Source organism: Streptomyces sp. SID9727, assembly GCF_010550605.1.
Classification (GTDB): Bacteria; Actinomycetota; Actinomycetes; order Streptomycetales; family Streptomycetaceae; genus Streptomyces.
In genome coordinates, this window is sequence record NZ_JAAGNI010000512.1 from 1 (window position 1) to 17,687 (window position 17,687).

Annotated in this window: 15 protein-coding genes; 5 read left to right on the top strand and 10 right to left on the bottom strand. The window is 73.4% G+C overall.

What is annotated here, in order from left to right:
- Window positions 1-168: 168 nt before the first annotated feature.
- The 6 genes from G3I41_RS34700 to G3I41_RS34725 form a co-directional block, all read right to left on the bottom strand.
- Window positions 169-735, bottom strand: a complete 567-nt coding sequence (locus G3I41_RS34700; protein WP_164404490.1) for a sigma-70 family RNA polymerase sigma factor — start codon at window positions 733-735, stop codon at window positions 169-171.
- Window positions 736-819: 84 nt separating this feature from the next.
- Window positions 820-1,602: an SDR family NAD(P)-dependent oxidoreductase gene (locus tag G3I41_RS34705; RefSeq protein WP_164404491.1), complete on the bottom strand. Its 783-nt coding sequence runs from the start codon at window positions 1,600-1,602 to the stop codon at window positions 820-822.
- Between the two features lie 124 nt (window positions 1,603-1,726).
- Window positions 1,727-2,887, bottom strand: a complete 1,161-nt coding sequence (locus G3I41_RS34710) for a serine hydrolase domain-containing protein (RefSeq protein WP_164404521.1) — start codon at window positions 2,885-2,887, stop codon at window positions 1,727-1,729.
- Between the two features lie 66 nt (window positions 2,888-2,953).
- Window positions 2,954-3,727: an ABC transporter ATP-binding protein gene (locus G3I41_RS34715; RefSeq protein ID WP_164404492.1), complete on the bottom strand. Its 774-nt coding sequence runs from the start codon at window positions 3,725-3,727 to the stop codon at window positions 2,954-2,956.
- Window positions 3,724-4,485 carry a cobalt ECF transporter T component CbiQ gene (gene cbiQ / locus G3I41_RS34720; RefSeq protein ID WP_164404493.1) on the bottom strand — a complete coding sequence of 254 codons (762 nt, stop codon included), beginning with the start codon at window positions 4,483-4,485 and terminating at the stop codon, window positions 3,724-3,726. The genes G3I41_RS34715 and cbiQ overlap by 4 nt, the downstream gene beginning before the upstream one ends.
- A gap of 1 nt (window position 4,486) precedes the next feature.
- Window positions 4,487-5,548: an energy-coupling factor ABC transporter permease gene (locus G3I41_RS34725; RefSeq protein ID WP_164404494.1), complete on the bottom strand. Its 1,062-nt coding sequence runs from the start codon at window positions 5,546-5,548 to the stop codon at window positions 4,487-4,489.
- A gap of 198 nt (window positions 5,549-5,746) precedes the next feature.
- On the opposite strand from G3I41_RS34725, the gene G3I41_RS34730 reads away from it, so the two are divergent.
- Window positions 5,747-6,133 carry an SsgA family sporulation/cell division regulator gene (locus G3I41_RS34730; protein ID WP_164404495.1) on the top strand — a complete coding sequence of 129 codons (387 nt, stop codon included), beginning with the start codon at window positions 5,747-5,749 and terminating at the stop codon, window positions 6,131-6,133.
- Between the two features lie 153 nt (window positions 6,134-6,286).
- Here the strand turns inward: G3I41_RS34730 and G3I41_RS34735 are convergent, their stop codons facing one another.
- Together G3I41_RS34735 and G3I41_RS34740 are read right to left on the bottom strand one after the other, a co-directional pair.
- Window positions 6,287-8,515, bottom strand: coding sequence for an MMPL family transporter (locus tag G3I41_RS34735; RefSeq protein WP_164404496.1), 2,229 nt, complete (start codon window positions 8,513-8,515; stop codon window positions 6,287-6,289).
- A 124-nt stretch (window positions 8,516-8,639) separates the two neighbouring features.
- Window positions 8,640-9,212: a TetR/AcrR family transcriptional regulator gene (locus tag G3I41_RS34740; protein ID WP_164404497.1), complete on the bottom strand. Its 573-nt coding sequence runs from the start codon at window positions 9,210-9,212 to the stop codon at window positions 8,640-8,642.
- A 162-nt stretch (window positions 9,213-9,374) separates the two neighbouring features.
- On the opposite strand from G3I41_RS34740, the gene G3I41_RS34745 reads away from it, so the two are divergent.
- A complete protein-coding gene (locus G3I41_RS34745) occupies window positions 9,375-12,659 on the top strand; it encodes a S41 family peptidase (RefSeq protein ID WP_164404498.1) in 3,285 nt (1,094 codons plus the stop codon).
- A gap of 9 nt (window positions 12,660-12,668) precedes the next feature.
- Here the strand turns inward: G3I41_RS34745 and G3I41_RS34750 are convergent, their stop codons facing one another.
- A complete protein-coding gene (locus tag G3I41_RS34750) occupies window positions 12,669-14,387 on the bottom strand; it encodes a sel1 repeat family protein (protein WP_164404499.1) in 1,719 nt (572 codons plus the stop codon).
- Between the two features lie 52 nt (window positions 14,388-14,439).
- A complete protein-coding gene (locus G3I41_RS34755) occupies window positions 14,440-14,871 on the bottom strand; it encodes a hypothetical protein (RefSeq protein WP_164404500.1) in 432 nt (143 codons plus the stop codon).
- Window positions 14,872-15,167: 296 nt separating this feature from the next.
- Between G3I41_RS34755 and G3I41_RS34760 the strand changes: the two genes are divergently transcribed.
- The 3 genes from G3I41_RS34760 to G3I41_RS34770 all read left to right on the top strand — a co-directional run bounded on the left by G3I41_RS34760 (window position 15,168) and on the right by G3I41_RS34770 (window position 17,580).
- A complete protein-coding gene (locus G3I41_RS34760; RefSeq protein WP_164404501.1) occupies window positions 15,168-16,055 on the top strand; it encodes a MerR family transcriptional regulator in 888 nt (295 codons plus the stop codon).
- Between the two features lie 99 nt (window positions 16,056-16,154).
- Window positions 16,155-16,628 carry a carboxymuconolactone decarboxylase family protein gene (locus G3I41_RS34765; protein ID WP_164404502.1) on the top strand — a complete coding sequence of 158 codons (474 nt, stop codon included), beginning with the start codon at window positions 16,155-16,157 and terminating at the stop codon, window positions 16,626-16,628.
- A 28-nt stretch (window positions 16,629-16,656) separates the two neighbouring features.
- Complete coding sequence (locus G3I41_RS34770) at window positions 16,657-17,580, top strand: RNA polymerase sigma-70 factor (protein ID WP_164404503.1); 924 nt, start codon at window positions 16,657-16,659, stop codon at window positions 17,578-17,580.
- Window positions 17,581-17,687 lie beyond the last annotated feature (107 nt).

Genomic DNA, 17,687 nt, shown 5'->3' on the forward strand with positions numbered 1-17,687 from the left:
CGAAGCGCGGGGCGGTGACCGGGGCCGCGGCGTCCGCCGCGATCGCCTCCAGGACCAGCGAGTGCGCGCGGGCCTGGACCGCCGGGTCGAGGGGTTCGGTGCGGCCGGCCCGCTCCAGGGCGGCGGCGCCGGGGAAGTCGAGGAGGTCCGTGGAGTGGTCGTCGTGCGTCATGCGAAGTCTCCCGTCAGGGTGGTGCGGGCGGGGCCGGACAGTCCGTCGCGCAGGCGGGCGCGGGCCCGGTGCAGGCGGGAACGGGCGGTTCCGGCGGGGATGCCGACGGCGGCGGCCGCCTCGGCGGGGGTCAGCTGATCCCAGGCCACGAGCAGCAGCAACTCGCGCTCGGATGCGGGGAGTTCGGCGAGTCTACGGCGCAGCTCCGGGGCCACCGAGGCAGCGTCGAGGCGCTGGTCGACGGCCTGCCACGGGTCGGCCGTCGTGGCGTCGGCGTCGGGCTGCTCGGCACGGCCCGCCGCGCGCGCCGTGGTCTGCCGGTGGCGGGACAGCACGTTGCGGGCGACGCCGAACAGCCAGCCCCGGGCGGAGCCGCGCGCGGCGTCGAACGTCGCGCGGTGGGCGTACGCCTGGAGCCACACCTCGGAGAGCAGGTCGTCGGCGGCGGCCGGGGCGCGCCGTACGAGGTAGCCGTGCAGAGCGGCCGAGTGCCGGGCGACCAGCGGCTCGAAGGCCGTGGGTTCCCGCGCGGAACGGGCGAGCAGATCCTCGTCCGGGTCCATAAGGTCTCCTGTCCGGGACCGCCGGGCGGCGGTCTCACCCCGTACTTGCACAGGAGGACCCCGCGCGTTCGCGGGCGGCCCGGGCTACTCCGAGATCGCCGCCCGGAAGCCGGTGTTGACCGCCGTCAGCCCCCCGTCCACGCACAGCGACGTGCCCGTGATCCACTCCGCGTCCGAGGAGGCGAGGAACGCGACGGCCTTCGCGATGTCCTCCGGTTCGCCGACCCGGCCCAGCGGGTACAGCGCGCTGACCCGGTCCAACTCCGCCTCGCGGCCCGCCCAGGCGTCGGTGCGGATCGTGCCGGGGACGACGAGGTTGGCCCGGACCCCGCGCGGGCCCGCGTGTCCGGCGAGGGTGCGGGTGAGGCTGGCCAGGCCCGCCTTCGCCGCGCTGTAGGCGTGGTTGCCGAAGTCCTGCATGCCGTTGACGGAGCCGATGGACACGATCGCGCCCCGCCCGGACGCGGCCAGGTGCGGCATCGCGGCCCGCGAGCAGCGGTACGCGCCGCCCAGGCTGACGTCGAGGTCGCGGTGCCAGGTCTCGTCCGGCTCGTCCTCGAAGAGCGTGCTGTCGACGGTGCAGGAGTACGCGTTGTTGACGAGGACGTCGAGCCCGCCGAACGCCTCCGCGGCGCGTGCGACGGCCGCCTCCACCGCCGCCCGGTCCGCCACGTCGCAGGCCAGCGCCTCGGCCGTGCCCCCGTCCGCCCGGATCTCCGCCGCCACGGTCTGCGCCCGCACCCCGTCCAGGTCGGTGACGAGGACGCGGGCGCCCTCCGAGGCCAGCAGGCGGGCGGTGGCGGCGCCGATGCCCCGCCCCGCGCCGGTGATGAGGACGCCGTATCCGTCGAAGCGCGCAGGAGTCATGACGCCGACCGTACCGCGCGGGTCAGGGCCTGGGCCCCGGGATCGGCGGCAGCACTCTCCGCACCGCGCCGACCGCACCGCCCGCCCCGGGGCCCGGCGTCAACACGCCCCGCACACCCGCCGGTCACAGCGCCGACCGCACCGCCCGCACCAGCGCCTGCGCCCTCGGGTCCGCCGTCACCCCCCTCTGCAGCCCGTTCGTCACGTACCCGAAGGCGATCCCGCTCTCCGGGTCCGCGAAGCCCAAGGAGCCGCCCCGGCCCGGGTGCCCGAAGGAGCCGGGCGCGAGGAGCGGGCTCGCCGGGCCGTGGAGCATGTAGCCGAGGCCGAAGCGGGTGTTGACGACGAGGACCTGGTCCGGGCCCGCCGACTCCTCGGTGCGGGCGAGCGTCAGGGTCGCCGGGGCGAACAGCCGCTGGCCGTCGACCGGGCCGATCATCGCGGCATAGCAGCGGGCCAGGCCGCGCGCGGTCGCGGTGCCGTTGGACGCGGGGAGTTCGGCGGCCCGGTACACCGCGTCGTTCTCGTCGGGCAGCGGGTCGATCGCGCCGAACGCCCGCCGGGTCAGCGACTCCGGGTCGCGGTAGGCGTCCACGACGGAACGCTTCGGGCGCATCCGCAGCGCCCCGGTGTTCTCGGTGGCCGGTGCCTCGACGGGCCCGATCCGGCCGACACGGTGGGCCTCGTCGTCGGGGATGCCGAACCAGAAGTCGAGGCCGAGGGGGCGGGCGATCTCCTCGGCGACCCAGCGGCCGACGGTGCGCCCGGTGACGCGCCGCACGAGTTCGCCGATGAGCCAGCTGAAGGTCTGCGCGTGGTAGCCGTGCGCGGCGCCGGGTTCCCAGGCCGGGGCCTGGGCGGCGACGGCGTGCGCCCCGCTCGCCCCGTCCGCGGCCTCCTCGGGGGTCAGCGGCCGGTCCAGAGCCGGGACGCCGGCCCGGTGGGCGAGGAGGTGGCGGACGAGGACGCGTTCCTTGCCGTTCGCCTTGAACTCCGGCCAGTACGTGGAGACCGGGGCGTGCAGGTCGATCTGGCCGCGCTGGTGGAGCAGCAGCGGAACGGCCGCGGCGATGCCCTTGCCGGCGGAGCGGACGACCTGGACGGTGTCGACGGCCCAGGGTTCGGCGCCGTCCACGTCTCTGGTGCCGGCCCACAGGTCGACCACCTTGCGCCCGTGCCGGTAGACGGCGACCGCCGCTCCCCGGTCCCCGCGCTGCTCGAAGTTACGGACGAAGGCATCCCGGACCGCTTCGAATCCGGGCGCCGCCGTGCCGCGTACGTCCACCCCTGCTGCCGCACTCCCGCTCATGCCCCCATGGTGCACGGCACCGCAGGTGGGAGGTGGGGCGGGTCACCCGGAATTCACCGTCACGGAACGCGGGTCGAAGCCGAAGGGGAGCTCCAGGCGGTGGGCGCGCATCAGGGGCTCGTCGCAGAGGAGGTCCTGGGTGCGGTCGTCGGCGGCGATGACGCCTTCGCTGAGGATCACCGCGCGGGGGCAGAGTTCGAGCGCGTACGGGAGGTCGTGCGTGACCATGAGGACGGTGACGTCCAGGGAGCGCAGGATGTCGGCGAGTTCGCGCCGCGACGCCGGGTCCAGGTTGGAGGAGGGCTCGTCCAGGACCAGGATCTCCGGGCGCATGGCGAGGACCGTGGCGACGGCGACGCGGCGGCGCTGCCCGAAGGAGAGGTGGTGCGGCGGCCGGCCCGCGTACTCCTCCATGCCGACCTGTTTCAGCGCCTCCATGACCCGCTCCTCCAGCTCCGCGCCGCGCAGTCCCCCGGCGGCGGGTCCGAAGGCGACGTCCTCGCGGACGGTGGGCATGAAGAGCTGGTCGTCGGGGTCCTGGAAGACGATGCCGACGCGGCGGCGGATCTCGGCCATGTTCCGCTTGTCGACCGGCAGTCCGGCGACGCGCACCGATCCGGCGCCCGCCTCCAGGATGCCGTTGAGGTGGAGGACCAGGGTCGTCTTGCCGGCGCCGTTCGGGCCGAGGAGCGCGACGCGTTCGCCGCGTCCGACGGTCAGATCGACGCCGAAGAGCGCCTGGTGGCCGTCGGGGTACGCGTACGCGAGGCCGCTGACCTCCAGGGAGGGCGGTGCGGGGGCGGGGTCGGGGCTCATACGGTCCATCCCACCAGACACACGGCGAGGGCGAGCAGCGGGAGGGCGGAGGCGTACGCCCACTGGGTGCGTGAGGCGGTCACCTCGTCGATGACGGGCATGGTGCCCGCGTAGCCCCGGCTGACCATCGCGAGGTGGACGCGTTCGCCGCGCTCGTAGGAGCGGATGAACAGGGCCCCGGCCGACTTGGCGAGGACGCCCCAGTGCCGTATCCCGCTCGCCTCGAAGCCGCGCGAGCGGCGGGCGATGGACATGCGGCGCATCTCGTCGGTGATCACGTCGCCGTACCGGATCATGAAGGACGCGATCTGGACGAGCAGCGGCGGCAGCTTGAGGCGCTGGAGGCCGAGCAGCAGCTCGCGCAGCTCGGTGGTGGAGGCGAGCAGCACGGAGGCGGCGACGCCGAGCGTGCCCTTGGCCAGCACGTTCCAGGCACCCCAGAGGCCGGGGACGCTGACCGAGAGGCCGAGGACGTGGGTCTGCTCGCCGGGCACGACGAACGGCATGAGCAGGGCGAACGCGACGAACGGCACCTCGATCAGCAGCCGCTTCAGCAGGAAGCCGGCCGGGATGCGGGCGAGCGCGGTGACGCCGGCGATGAGCAGCGCGTAGAGCCCGAAGGCCCAGACGGCCTCGCGCGGGGTGGAGACGACGACCACGACGAAGCAGAACACGGCGGCGAGCTTGCAGTGCGGCGGCAGGTCGTGGACCGGTGAGTGCCCGTGCCGGTACAGCTTGTGGGCGTGGCCGGCGCCCATGTCAGACCTTCTCGTCGGTACGGGTGCCGGCCTCGTCCCGAGTACGGCGGCGGCGCGAGACCACGTAGAAGGCGCCGCTGCCCGCGACGAGGGTGGCGCCGACGCCGATCACGCCGGCGAGGCCGCCGGAGAGGCGGGCGTTGGAGACGTCCTTGACGCCGTAGTCGGCGAGCGGGGAGTCCTTCGCGGCGTGCTCCTTGGCCTCCTTGTCGATGCCCTGGTCCGTGGCGACCTTCTCCAGGCCGTCCGGGTTGGCGGAGGCGTAGAAGGAGACGAACCCGGCGAGCACGAGGGCGGTGACCAGGCCGGTGGCCCAGAGGCCGCGGGTCGGGCGGTGCGCGGCGGGGGCGGGCTCGCGGGCGGGGGCCGGGGCGGCGTCGACCAGTTCGCCGTCGACGCGGAGCTTGAGCGGGGCGGCGAGGCCCTTCGCGCCGTGGACCAGGTCGGGGCGGACGGCGACGACGGCGCCGACGGTGAGCGCGGTGATCACGGCCTCGCCGATGCCGATGAGGACGTGGACGCCGACCATGGCGGTGAAGACCTTGCCGATCGGGATGTCGGTGGTCCCGCCGATCCAGTAGATCAGCGTGAAGGCGCAGGCGGCGGCCGGTACGGAGACCAGCGCGGCGACGAACGAGGCGGCGGTCACGGAGCGCCGGGTGCGCGGCAGCACGCCGAGCAGGCCGCGGAAGAGGGCGTACGCGACGACGGTGGTGACGACGCCCATGTCGAGGATGTTGACGCCGAGCGCGGTGAGACCGCCGTCGGCGAAGAGGATGCCCTGCATCAGCAGGACGACGGATATGCAGAGCACACCCGTGTACGGCCCGACGAGTATCGCGGCCAGCGCACCGCCGAGCAGGTGGCCGCTGGTGCCGGCCGCGACGGGGAAGTTCAGCATCTGCACAGCGAAGATGAAGGCGGCGACGAGCCCGGCCAGCGGCGCGGTCCGCTCGTTCAGCTCACGCCGGGCCCCCCTGAGGCTGACGGCCACGGCACCGGCGGCCACGACGCCTGTGACGGCGGAGACAGGTGCGTTGATGAATCCGTCGGGTACATGCATGGGGAGGCTCCGCTTCCTGCGTTCGAGCGTTGCTGCGCCGGGTGCGCGGGGTCGTGAACCTCTCAATGATAGGACCTTGTTGCGAAGCGTTCGCAAGAGCGCGTCCCCAACAATTACCGAGGGCATGCAAAGTGCCCTTTACGTAAAATATGGGACATTAGATAACAAAGTTGCAGAAGCAGGATGGAGAGTCGGCCCATGTCCTCCGTGATCCATGACCATGCACGCGCCCGGCTCGTCACCGACGCCCGCGACCTGCCCGTCGTCCCGGTCGAGCTGCGGTTCGACAGCGCGGACTCCCCCGCGGCGGTCCGCATCGCCTACCCGGGCGGCACGGAGTGGTCCGTCGAGCGCGAACTCCTGGAGCGCGGGCTGCGCTATCCGGTCGAGCAGGACGGCTGGCGGATATGGCCGTGCGGCAGGGTCCAGGTGGTCGTGGAGCGGCACGACACGGCCGGTGTCGACGTCGTCCAGTTCGACTGCGCCCCGCTGGTCCGCTTCCTGCGCCGTACGCATCAGGAGGCGCCGCGGCACCAGGAGGCGCCGCACCGCGAGGCCCCGAAGACGGAGACCGCCCGCGCCTGACGCCTGCCGACACACCTCCCTGGTACGGCGAGAGCCCCCGCGCACGACCGTGCGCGGGGGCTCTCGCCGTCCCGGCCCCCCGTCCCCAGAGGTAACCGGGCTCCCGGGGCCGCGCACCGCTCGGACGCGGCCCCGGAGTTCAGTCCGCGCGGGTCACACGCGGATCAGCTCACGCTCCCCGCCGGACTCCGGGCCGCCGTCACCGGCGGCCGGCTCGTCCAGCTCCTTGCGCAGGCCCTCGCCCTCGACGTCCACGTTGGGCAGCGCGCGGTCCAGCCAGCGCGGCAGCCACCAGGCGCGCTTGCCGAGCAGCGCCAGGACGGCGGGCACGATCGCCATGCGCACGATGAACGCGTCGAAGAAGACGGCGATCGCCAGCGAGAAGCCGATCATCTTGATCATCTGCTCGCTGGAGCCGATGAAGCCGGAGAACACGGCGATCATGATCACGGCGGCGGCCGTGACGACCCGCGCCCCGTGCTTGAAGCCGGTGACGATGGCCTGGCCGGGCTTCTCGCCGTGGACGTACGCCTCACGCATCCGCGTGACGAGGAAGACCTCGTAGTCCATCGCGAGGCCGAAGACCACGCCCACCATGAAGATCGGCATCATCGACATGATCGGACCGGTCTGCTCGACCCCGAAGAGCGAGCCGAGCCAGCCCCACTGGAAGACCGCGACGACCGCGCCCAGGGCCGCGACGACCGAGAGCAGGAAGCCGAGCGCCGCCTTCAGCGGCACCAGCACCGACCGGAAGACCACCATCAGCAGCAGGAAGGCGAGGCCGACCACGAGCGCCAGGTAGGGCAGCAGCGCGTCGTTCATCTTCTGCGAGAAGTCGATGTTCATCGCGGTGGAGCCGGTGACCAGCACCTCGGCGCCGGTGTCGGACTTGATGTCCTTGCCCGCGTCGCGGATCGCGTGGACCACGTTCTCCGTCTCGACGGAGCTGGGGCGGTCCTTCGGGACGACGGTGATCATCGCCGCGTCGCCGGCCTTGTTGAACGAGGCCGGGGTGACGGCGACGACGCCCTTCATCCCGGCGATCTCGTCGCCGACCTGCTTGGCCGCGGCCTTGCCGTCCGCGCTGTGCTCGGTGTCCACGACGACGAGCAGCGGTCCGTTGAAGCCGGGGCCGAAGCCGTCGGAGAGCAGGTCGTAGGCGCGGCGCTGGGTGGTGCTGGTGGGCTGGGAGCCGTCGTCCGGCAGGCCCATCTCCAGCGAGGCGGCCGGTACGGCGATGGCACCGAGGCCGAGGACGCCGACGAGCAGCACCCAGACCGGCTTGCGCAGCACGAACCGGGCCCAGCGGGTGCCCATGTTCGGCTTCGCCTCGGGCTTGTCCGCCGCGTCGGCGGCCTTGCGCGCCTTGCGGCCCACGATGCGCTTGCCCACGAAGCCCAGCATGGCCGGGACGAGGGTGAGGGCGATGAGCACGGCGATGGCGACCGTGCCGGCCGCGGCGAAGCCCATCTTGGAGAGCATCGGGATGTTGACGACGGCCAGGCCGACGAGGGCGATGACCACGGTGAGCCCGGCGAAGACGACCGCGGACCCGGCCGTGCCGACCGCCCGGCCCGCCGCCTCCTCGCGTTCCCGGCCCTCGGCCAGCTCGGCGCGGTAGCGCGAGACGATGAACAGCGCGTAGTCGATGCCGACGGCGAGGCCGATCATCATCGCGAGCGTGGAGGTGGTGGAGCCCAGGTCGAGCACGTTGGCCAGGGCGGTGATCGTGGAGACGCCGATGCCGACCCCGATCAGGGCGGTGAGCAGCGGCAGCCCGGCCGCGATGAGCGAGCCGAAGGTGATGACGAGCACCACGGCGGCCAGGGCGATGCCGATGACCTCGGTGGCGCCGGTCTCCGGCATCACCTGGAGCGCGTCACCGCCGATCTCCACGGTCATCCCGCTCTTCTGGGCGTGGGTGCCCGCGTCCTCCAGCGCGTCCCGGGTCGTGTCGGTCAGCTCCATCGAGTTGACCTTGTACGAGACCGATATGTACGCGGTGGAGCCGTTCTTGGAGACGGCGTTGCCGGAGTACGGGTCGGTGACCGAGGCGATCTGGTCGGAGCCTTCCTTCAGCTCCCGGGTGATCTTGTTGACCTCGGCCTTGTTGGCCGCGCCCGTCATCTTCTCGTGCTCGGGGGCCTTGAAGACGATGCGCGCGGTGGCGCCGTCGGCGCTGGCCGCCGGGAAGCGCTGTTCCAGCAGGTCGAAGGCCTTCTGGGCCTCCGTACCGGGGATGGAGAAGGAGCTGGAGGTCGCGGTGGCTGCGGAGGACGCGCCGAACCCGGCGAGCGCCAGCAGTGCCACCCAGATCAGGGCGACATAGCGGCGGCGCCGGAAGGCGAGCCGTCCGAGCTTGTAGAGGAATGTGGCCACGAGGGCGTACTCCCGGTCAGGTCGTTGAGTGGAAAAGGGCGTGAGGAACCAGCCCGACGACGAGAGCGGCGTGTCAGGTGGGGCTTGGGGAGGGGGCCGTACGGAAAAGCGCGGGGACCCGGGGTCAGACGCCGAGAGCGGGGAGGATCACGGAGTCGACGTAGTCGAGGAGGAATGCCTGGTCGACGGGGCGGTCCTCGACCAGCTGCCGGGTGGCGACGGCGCCCACCAGCATGTGCGGTACGTATCTGAGCGCCGGGTTGTCCGGGCTCACCTCTCCCCGGTCCACGGCCCGGCGCAGCAGCGTGTCGAGACCGGTCATCTCCGGTTCGACGAGCAGTTCGCGCAGGGCCTGCAGGAGGTCGGGGTTGTCGTGGACGGCATGGCTCAGACCCCGCATCAGCGCGGCGTCCTTCTCCATCTGACAGTCGTCACTGCGGCTGAGTACGGCATGGAAGTCACCGCGCAGCGAGCCGGTGTCGACATCGCCGAGGGTGCCGGGTTTGTTGTGCCGGAGGGCCGTGACGACGAGCGCCGGCTTGCTCCCCCACTGGCGGTAGAGGGTGGCCTTGCTGGAATGCGTACGGGCGGCGACGGCGTCCATCGTGAGGGCGTCGTAGCCGACTTCGCGGAGCAGGTCGAGCACGGCGGCGTACAGCTCGCTCTCACGCTCGGGCGTGAGCCGTGTGCGTGCCATGGTTCGACCTCCTGTCCGATGAGTCATCGAACGAAACCGTTTCGTACAGCAGAACGGTACCTCGCGCGCCGAGCGAAACGGAACGGTTTCGTTTGTGGCTCGCGCCACAGAGCGCGGGTCCCCTGAGTTGCCGCACCCCCCTCGCGCGGAAAGCATTGGGGGGTGAGTGACGACGTCTCGTATCTCCGGTTCCCGCACCTCCACGAGAACATGCTCTGCTTCGTGGCCGAGGACGACCTCTGGGTCGCCCCGCTCGCCGACGAGGGGGAGCGCCCCGGCCGGGCCTGGCGGGTCACCGTCGACCGGACCAGGGTCGGCCACCCCCGGTTCTCGCCCGACGGGACCCGGATCGCGTACACGTCATGGCGCAGCCTCGACCCCGAGATCCACCTCGCCCCGGTCGCCGGCGGACCGGCCCGCCGGCTCACCTACTGGGGCTCCACCGACACCCGGGTCTGCGGCTGGACGCCCGACCCAGGCGACGCGGCGCAGATCCTCGCCGTCTCCTCGCACAACCAGCCGTTCTCCTACTTCTCCTGGGCCTACAGCGTTCCGACCGACGGCGGCCCCGGCGGCAAGCTCCCCTGGGGCCCGGTCACCGACATCGCGGTCGCCGACACCGGGGGCGAGCGCCGCACCCTGCTGCTCACCGGCACCCCGCCGCACGAACCGGCGGCCTGGAAGCGCTACCGGGGCGGGGCCATGGGCCGGCTGTGGCTGCACGGCGAGCGGCTGCTCCCGGACATCGGCGGGCACCTCGACACCCCGATGTTCGTGGGCGGCCGGATCGCGTTCCTCTCCGACCACGAGGGCGTCGGCAACCTCTACTCCTGCCGCCCCGACGGCACGGACCTGCGCCGCCACACCGACCACGACGCGTTCTACGCCCGGCACGCGGCGAGCGACGGGCGCCGCGTGGTCTACCAGTGCGCGGGCGAGCTGTGGCTCGTGGACGACCTGGAGACGCCCGACGCCGTGCCCCGGAAGCTGGAGGTCCGGCTCGGCGGCCCGCGCGCCGGACGCCGTACGTACCAGGTGCCGGCGTCGAGCCATGTGGACGCGGTGTCCGTGGACGAGACGGGCCGGGCGAGCGCCGTGTCGGTGCGCGGCAGCCTGTACTGGCTCACGCACCGCGACGGGCCCGCCCGCACCATCTCGGACACCCCGGGCGTCCGGGTGCGGCTGCCGGAGATGCTGGGCAGCGGGGGGCAGGTCGCCTACGTCACCGACGCGGAGGGCGAGGACGCGGTCGAGATCGCCCAGCTGCCTCGCGCCAGCGGCGACCGCCCCACGCGCCGCCTGGCCTGGGGCCGGATCGGCCGGGTCCAGGAGATGGTGGCCGACCCGGACGGGGAACGCCTCGCCATCGCCTCGCACGACGGCCGCCTGCTGCTCCTGGACACCGGCGAGGAGACGTCCACGGGTGAGCCGGCCGAGCTGATCCGGTCCGTCAACGGGCCCGTCCGCGACCTGGCGTTCTCCCCGGACGGCGCCTGGCTGACCTGGTCGCACCCGGGCATCGGCCGCTCGCTGCGCAAGATCAAGCTGGCCCGGATCGGCGGCCCGGGCGAGCCGGTGATCGTGGACGTCACCAACGGCCGCTTCGAGGACGAGAACCCGGTGTTCACGGGCGACGGCCGCTATCTGGCGTTCCTGTCCTGGCGCGGCTTCGACCCGGTCTACGACGTCCACACCGGCGACCTGTCCTTCCCGCTCGGCTGCCGCCCCTACCTGGTCCCGCTCTCCTCGGCGACCCCGTCTCCCTTCGCCCTGCTCCCCGACGGCCGGCCGGCGGCGGGCGGCCTGGACCCGGTGGACTCGGCCGAGGCGGGGATGACGGAGGGGTCCACGGTCACGGTGGAGTTCGAGGGCCTGGAGAGCCGGGTCACGCCGTTCCCGGTCTCCGCCTCGAAGTACTCCGCGCTGGCGCCGGTCAGCGGCGGCGGGCTGGTGTGGCTGCGCTGGCCGATCTCCGGGGCGCTCGGCGAGACCTTCGCCAACCCGGCGGACATGTCGGGCCGGCCGACCCTGGAGCACTTCAGCATCGCCAAGGCGAAGAAGACCGAACTCGTGGGGCACCTGGACTGGTTCGAGGTCAGCGGCGACGCCTCCCGGCTGGTCGTGATGGACGACGGCGAGCTGCGCGCGGTCCCCGCCACGGAGCCCGGCGACCTCGACTCGACGGTCTACCTGGACCTGCGCCGCATCCTGCACGAGGTGGACCCGGCGGCGGAGTGGCGCCAGGCGTACGACGAGGCGGGCCGCATCACCCGCTCGTACTTCTGGGAGCCGGACATGTGCGGCATCGACTGGACGGCGGTCCTGGACCAGTACCGCCCCCTGGTCGAACGCGTCGCCACGCCGGACGAGTTCGCGGACCTGCTGCGCGAGGTGCTGGGCGAGCTGGGCACCTCGCACGCGTACGTGGCGCCCGCGCGCCGCAACGAGGGCCCGCCGCACTACCAGCGCGCGATCGGCCTGCTCGGCGCCAACTTCGCGTGCCGGGACGGGGACTGGACCCTGCTGCGCATCCTGCCCGGCGACTCATCGGACTCCAAGGCGCGTTCCCCGCTGGCCGGTACGGGCATCCGCGAGGGGGCGGTGCTGACCCATGTGGACGGCCGTCCGGTGGACCCGGTCGCCGGGCCGTATCCGCTGCTGGCGGCGGCGGGCGGCACGACGGTCGAGCTGACCTTCCGGCAGGCGGAGGGCGGCGGCCGCCCGCGCCGCATCGCGGTCGTGCCCCTCGTCGACGAACGCCCCCTGCGCTATCAGGACTGGGTCGCCAAGCGCCGCGAGGTGGTCCGGGAGCTGAGCGGGGGGCGGTGCGGCTACCTCCACATCCCCGACATGGGCGGCTCCGGCTGGGCCCAGTTCAACCGCGACCTGCGCATGGAGGTGTCCCGCCCCGCGCTCATCGTGGACGTACGCGGCAACGCCGGCGGCCACATCAGCGAGCTGGTCGTGGAGAAGCTCACCCGTACCATCCTGGGCTGGGACCTGACCCGCAACGCCCAGCCGGTGTCCTACGCCTCCAACGCCCCCCGGGGCCCGGTCGTCGCCCTGGCCGACGAGGCGACCTCCTCCGACGGCGACATGATCACCGCCGCGTTCCGCCTGCTGAAGCTGGGCCCGGTCGTCGGCCAGCGCACCTGGGGCGGCGTCGTCGGCATGACCGGCCGCCACCGCCTGGGCGACGGCACGGTGATCACGGTGCCGATGAACGCGGCCTGGTTCGACACGTACGGCTGGTCCGTCGAGAACCACGGCGTCGAACCGGACCTGGAGGCGCTGCGCACCCCGCTGGACTGGGCGGAGGGCCGCTACGCGGTCCTGGACGACGCGGTCCGCACCGCCCTGGACCTGCTGGCGGCGCATCCTGCGGCGACCCCGCCCACGTACGACACGGTTCCGGACCTCAGGCGGCCCCCGCTGCCGCCGAGGTAGGGGGCGGGGTCACTCCTCGTCGTCCTCCTCCAGCTCCGCGTCCAGCTGCGCGTCCAGCTGCTCGTCCAGCGCCTCCAGCTCCTCCGCCGGCCGGATCATCCGGGCGCGGAGGTCCAGGTCGTCCGGGTCGTAGAGAGGCAGCACATCCTCCCGCCATCGGTCGGCGGCGAGCGTCAGGAGGTTCATGGCCTCGGCCAGGCGGCCCAGGTGGCGCAGGGCCACTCCGTAGTACCCGGCGGTCTCCGTGCGGAACTTGTCGCTGTCGTCGCCCTCCTCCCAGGCCCGGCGGAGGTACGGCTCGGCCTGCGCGTACGCCTTGCGCTGGACCATCAGCCTGCCCGCGATCATGGAGTCCAGGCGGGAGCCGAGACCGGCGGCGCGGACGTACCAGCGCTCGGCCTCCTGGTAGTCCCGGTGGTGGTCGGAGAGCCAGCCCATGTGGTGGCAGGAGTGGTGGTCACCGCCCTCGGCGGCCACCCGGTGCCACGTGTCGCGGTCGGTGAAGCGGCGCAGCTTCGCGCACAGCTGCGCCAGGTCGTAGGCCGCGTCCGGGTTGCCGGCGCGGGCGGCGGGCTCGATCCAGGGGATCAGGTAGCGGGCGTTCTTGCCGCCCCAGTCGTTGAGCATGTCGGCGTACGCGTACCCGGCCTCGGCGTCACCGGCCTCGGCCCGCTCGCGCAGGACGGGCAGTTGTCGGTAGTCGGGCTCGTCGGCGGCGCGAGGGCCGCCCGCTCGGAGCGCGGCGATCCGGGCGAGCTGCTGCACGGCGTCCTTGTCGTCCTCGCCGAACTCCCCGAACCAGCGTTCGGCCTCGTCGTACCGGCCGAGCCGCAGGCACAGCATCCCGAGGTTCCACTGGGGCGCCTCCTCGCCCGCCTCGACGGCGAGGCGGTGGGCGCGCTCGGCCTCCGCCATCTCGCCGCGCTGCTCGCACGTGTTGCCGAGCAGCGCGGCGGCCTGCGGGACCCCTGCCTCGCGGGCCCGGAGCAGCAGCTCGACGGCCTCGGACCAGGCCTCCTCGTCACCGGTCTCGGTGAGGAACATCGCGTAGTACATGCCCGCCTCGGGGCTGAGCGCGGAGCCCCGGCGGTAGAGCGCGTCGGCGCGGGGGGCGAGCCCCGGGTAGTCCGCGAAGTGCTGATCCAGCTCGAAGAGTTCCCGCACCGCTGCCAGGGCGGCCGGGCCGTCCTCGTCGGCCTCGGCGGCCTCCAGCGCCTCGGCGACCCGGTCGAAGACCTCCTCGAACGAGTCGAAGAGCCGGGACCAGCGGTAGACGGCGATGTCCCCCAGCTCGACATCGCTCATCAGGAACGCGGACGCCTCCGCGCACCGCCCCTCGGCGGCCATGAGCCTGCCCAGCTCGATCTTGCAGTCGAGGTGCCGCCCGTTCTCCCATCCCTGCCGGAACCACTCGGCGGCTTCCCCGGTCTTCCCGTCCTCCCGCAGCAGCACCCCGAGCCCGTACGCGCACCCCCCGTCGAACTCCGCCCACTCCCGGTAGAGCGCGTCCGCCGCCGCCCGGTCGCCCCGGATCTTCCGGTACCGGGCGAGGGTGTAGTGCGACCAGATGTCCCCGGCCTCGACGGCCCGCTCCCAGTAGGGGATGCCCTCGTCGACGTGTCTCCCGAACACGAAGAAGTCCGTGTGCCGGTGGGCGTCCTTGGCATCCTTGGCCAGAGCGGCGGCGACCAGCGCCTCGCCCCGGGTCTGTATGTCCTGGGTGGTCATGGGCGCATGGTGTCAGGCGAGTTGGCGTACGCCCCGCCCGGGCCCCAGGGCTTCACGCCTCATGCGCACCGGCGACGACCGCCACCGTCCACGTGGCCTTCCCGCCCTGGACCCGCATACTGAGCGCCTCCGCCTCCGCCTCGCTGTAGACCCGGCCCACGGTGGCGACCTGGTCGCAGGCGATGCGGCTGGGGTCGGCGTCGGGCCGGCCGGCGTCGACCACCGTCACCCGGCCCTTGCCCGTGCAGCGGGCGTACACGGTGTAGACGCCTTCCCGGGGCGTGAAGAAGCGCGCGAGTTCGAAATCGCCGGAACCGGACGTCTCGGGGACCAGCACGGCCGCATGGGCGGGGAGTTCGAGTCCGGCAGCGCGCGACGGGGCCGGGTCCCCGGCGCCCTTCCGCGGCGCGTGTTCGGCCCCGCTGCACCCGGCGGCGAGGAGGACGGCCGCGGCGGCGGCGAGAACGGGAAGGTGCCGGTTCATGCGGTACTCCTCGGGTCGGCCGAGCGGTGCACGGTGCTGCCCGAGGAGAGTACGAAAGGCCGGGTGCCGTTCCCATCCGCTGCGAAAACGTGCCGACGCTCCCGGCAGCGAGGCGAGTTGCCCCACCTCTGCCGCCGCCGGCTCCGTACGGTCCGCCGGCGCGAGCGCCGCCGCGTGCGGGCCTTCGCCCTCGGCGAGCCGGGCCGCCGCGGCGTCGAGGGGGGCCCCAGGACGGCTTCCCGCCATCCGTCGCCGCCACTTGCGTCTCCCCCGGCGGGAGACCCCAAGCTGGCCCCATGGACGGCGACGCGCTCCACTCGATCGGGGAACTGGCCCGGCGGACCGGGCTCAGTGTGAAGACGATCAGGTACTACTCCGATCGCGGGATCGTTGCGCCGGCCGCCCGCACCCCGGCCGGCTACCGCCGCTACGGCCCCGACGCCGTCGCGCGCCTCGCTCTCGTACGGACGCTGCGGGAGCTCGGGCTCGGCCTGGACACGATCCGCAAGGTGGCCGACCGGGAGCTTCCGCTGCCCGACGTCGCGGCGGCGCACGTGGAGGCACTGGAGGCGCAGATCCGCGTCCTGCGCCTGCGGCAGGCGCTGCTGGCCGCCGTGGCCGAGCGCCGGCTCACCCCTGAGGAGACCGATCGCATGCATCAGCTCGCCCGACTCACCGACGACGAACGCCGACGCCTCGTCGCCGACTTCGTCCACGCGGTCTTCGACGGCCTCGCGCTCGACGGCGTCGCCCGCAACCTGACGCCCGAGCCGCCCGACCCGTCGGACCCCGACCGGGCCCGGGCCTGGGCCGAGTGGGCCGCGCTGGCCCAGGACCCCGAGTTCCGTGCCGGCCTGCGGCGGGCGTTGCGCGACATCGCGGCCGAGCAGCCCCGAGGCGGCGTCCCCCGGCGCGACTTCACCGCCGCCGTCCGCGATCTCGTCGCCCCCGCCCTGGCCGCCGGGTTCGACCCCGCCTCGCCGGACGCGGACCCCGTCGTCGCGGCCATCGCGGCCGAACACGGCCTCCCCGTCGGGCTCCTCCCCCGGCTCCGGCGGTTCAACGACCCCCGCCGCGACCGGTACGTCCAGCTGCTCGCGGTCATCAACGGCTGGCCCGCCCCCGAGAGCCTGGCGCCCGCGCTCGACTGGGCGGCCGAGGCCGTACGCGTACGGCAGGCGTAGCCCGGGAGACCCGCGTCACACCGCGCACCCCCCGTGTCACAGCCGGGCCCGCTGTCTCGTCCCGGGTATGAACGCACCCGCTGACCCGAGGAGCACACCATGAACGCACGGCTCGACTACTTCACGAACCCCGTTGCCGGCAAGGCGCTCAAGTACTTCATGGCGTGCGGCCGGGAGGTGAAGGACCTGCCGCTGCCCGCCGCCACACAGGAGCTCGTCGCCCTTCGCGTCAGCCAGATCAACGGCTGCGCGGCCTGCATCGACATGCACACCAAGGACGCCGTCGCCGCCGGGGAGAGCGCGGTGCGGCTGAATCTCGTCGTGGCCTGGCGGGAGGCGACCGTGTTCACCGAGGCCGAGCGCGCGGCCCTCGCCCTCGCCGAGCAGGGCACGCGTACGGCCGACGCCGGAACCGGGGTGGACGACGAGACCTGGGCGAGGGCCGCCGAGCTGTACGACGAGGAGCAGCTGACCGCGCTCGTCATGCTGGTCTCGTTCATGAACGCGGTGAACCGGCTGAACATCATCACGCAGCGACCGGCGGGCGACTACGAGCCCGGACAGTTCCACTGAGCGGTAGCGGCGAGGGAGAGGAACGCGCATGGGCAAGGCCGAGGAGTTCGAGGAGCTGCGGGGGCTGCTGTTCTCGATCGCGTACCGCATTCTGGGCAGTGTCGCCGAGGCGGAGGACGCCGTCCAGGAGAGCTGGCTCCGGTACGACGCCTCGGCCACCCGGCCGGAGTCGGTGAAGGCGTTCCTCTCCACCACGGTGACCCGGATCGCCATCGACGTGCTGCGGTCGGCCCGGGCGCGCCGGGAGGAGTACGTCGGCCCGTGGCTGCCCGAGCCGCTGCTGGACGACCCGTACGCGGACCCGGCGCGCGCCGCCGAGCTGGCGGACTCGGTGTCGATGGCGTCGCTGCTCCTCCTGGAACGGCTGAGTCCGCTGGAGCGATCGGTGTTCGTACTGCGGGAGGTCTTCGCCTTCGGCTACGACGACATCGCGGCGGCGGTGGGCCGGTCCGAGGCGGCCTGCCGCCAGCTGCTCGCGCGGGCCCGCCGGCACATGCGCGAGGGCCGGCCCCGGTTCGAGGCGGACCGCGCGGAGCAGCGCGAGCTGGCGGGCCGGTTCTTCGACGCGCTGTCCCGGGGCGACGTGGAGGGGCTGCGGAGCCTGCTCTCCGCCGACGTCCAGCTCGTCGGCGACGGCGGCGGCAAGGCCCCGCAGCTGGCCAGGACCGTCGTGGGCGCGGAGAACGCGGCCCGGCTGCTCGCCACGGTCTACCCCCTCATGGCCGAGGCGGGCATCACCTGCGAGCCCCGCGAGGTCAACGGCCGCCCGGGCGCGCTGTTCCGGGTGCGCGACGGCGGCGTGCTCCACATCCTGTCCCTGGAGGTGCTGGACGGGCGGATCCAGACGGTCCGCTCGGTGATCAACCCGGACAAGCTCGGCCACCTGGGCCCGGTGGCGGACGCCTGGGAGGCGGACCGCGAGGTGAAGGCGCTGCGCAGGCGGGCCCGCTGAGCGTTGCGCGCCTTCGGCGGCGGCTGCCGCCGGGCGGCCTCCCGCCCGGTACGGCACGGAGTGCTGCCGCACCGGGCGGGAGGGCGGGGCGCACATCGCCCGCTGCC

Excerpts from the sequence above, each read along its gene's own strand:
- G3I41_RS34700 (WP_164404490.1), bottom strand. The coding sequence starts at position 735 with ATGGACCCGGACGAGGATCTGCTCGCCCGTTCCGCGCGGGAACCCACG.
- G3I41_RS34705 (WP_164404491.1), bottom strand. The coding sequence starts at position 1,602 with ATGACTCCTGCGCGCTTCGACGGATACGGCGTCCTCATCACCGGCGCG.
- G3I41_RS34715 (WP_164404492.1), bottom strand. The coding sequence starts at position 3,727 with ATGAGCCCCGACCCCGCCCCCGCACCGCCCTCCCTGGAGGTCAGCGGC.
- cbiQ (WP_164404493.1), bottom strand. The coding sequence starts at position 4,485 with ATGGGCGCCGGCCACGCCCACAAGCTGTACCGGCACGGGCACTCACCG.
- G3I41_RS34725 (WP_164404494.1), bottom strand. The coding sequence starts at position 5,548 with ATGCATGTACCCGACGGATTCATCAACGCACCTGTCTCCGCCGTCACA.
- G3I41_RS34730 (WP_164404495.1), top strand. The coding sequence starts at position 5,747 with ATGTCCTCCGTGATCCATGACCATGCACGCGCCCGGCTCGTCACCGAC.
- G3I41_RS34740 (WP_164404497.1), bottom strand. The coding sequence starts at position 9,212 with ATGGCACGCACACGGCTCACGCCCGAGCGTGAGAGCGAGCTGTACGCC.
- G3I41_RS34750 (WP_164404499.1), bottom strand. The coding sequence starts at position 14,387 with ATGACCACCCAGGACATACAGACCCGGGGCGAGGCGCTGGTCGCCGCC.
- G3I41_RS34755 (WP_164404500.1), bottom strand. The coding sequence starts at position 14,871 with ATGAACCGGCACCTTCCCGTTCTCGCCGCCGCCGCGGCCGTCCTCCTC.
- G3I41_RS34760 (WP_164404501.1), top strand. The coding sequence starts at position 15,168 with ATGGACGGCGACGCGCTCCACTCGATCGGGGAACTGGCCCGGCGGACC.
- G3I41_RS34765 (WP_164404502.1), top strand. The coding sequence starts at position 16,155 with ATGAACGCACGGCTCGACTACTTCACGAACCCCGTTGCCGGCAAGGCG.
- G3I41_RS34770 (WP_164404503.1), top strand. The coding sequence starts at position 16,657 with ATGGGCAAGGCCGAGGAGTTCGAGGAGCTGCGGGGGCTGCTGTTCTCG.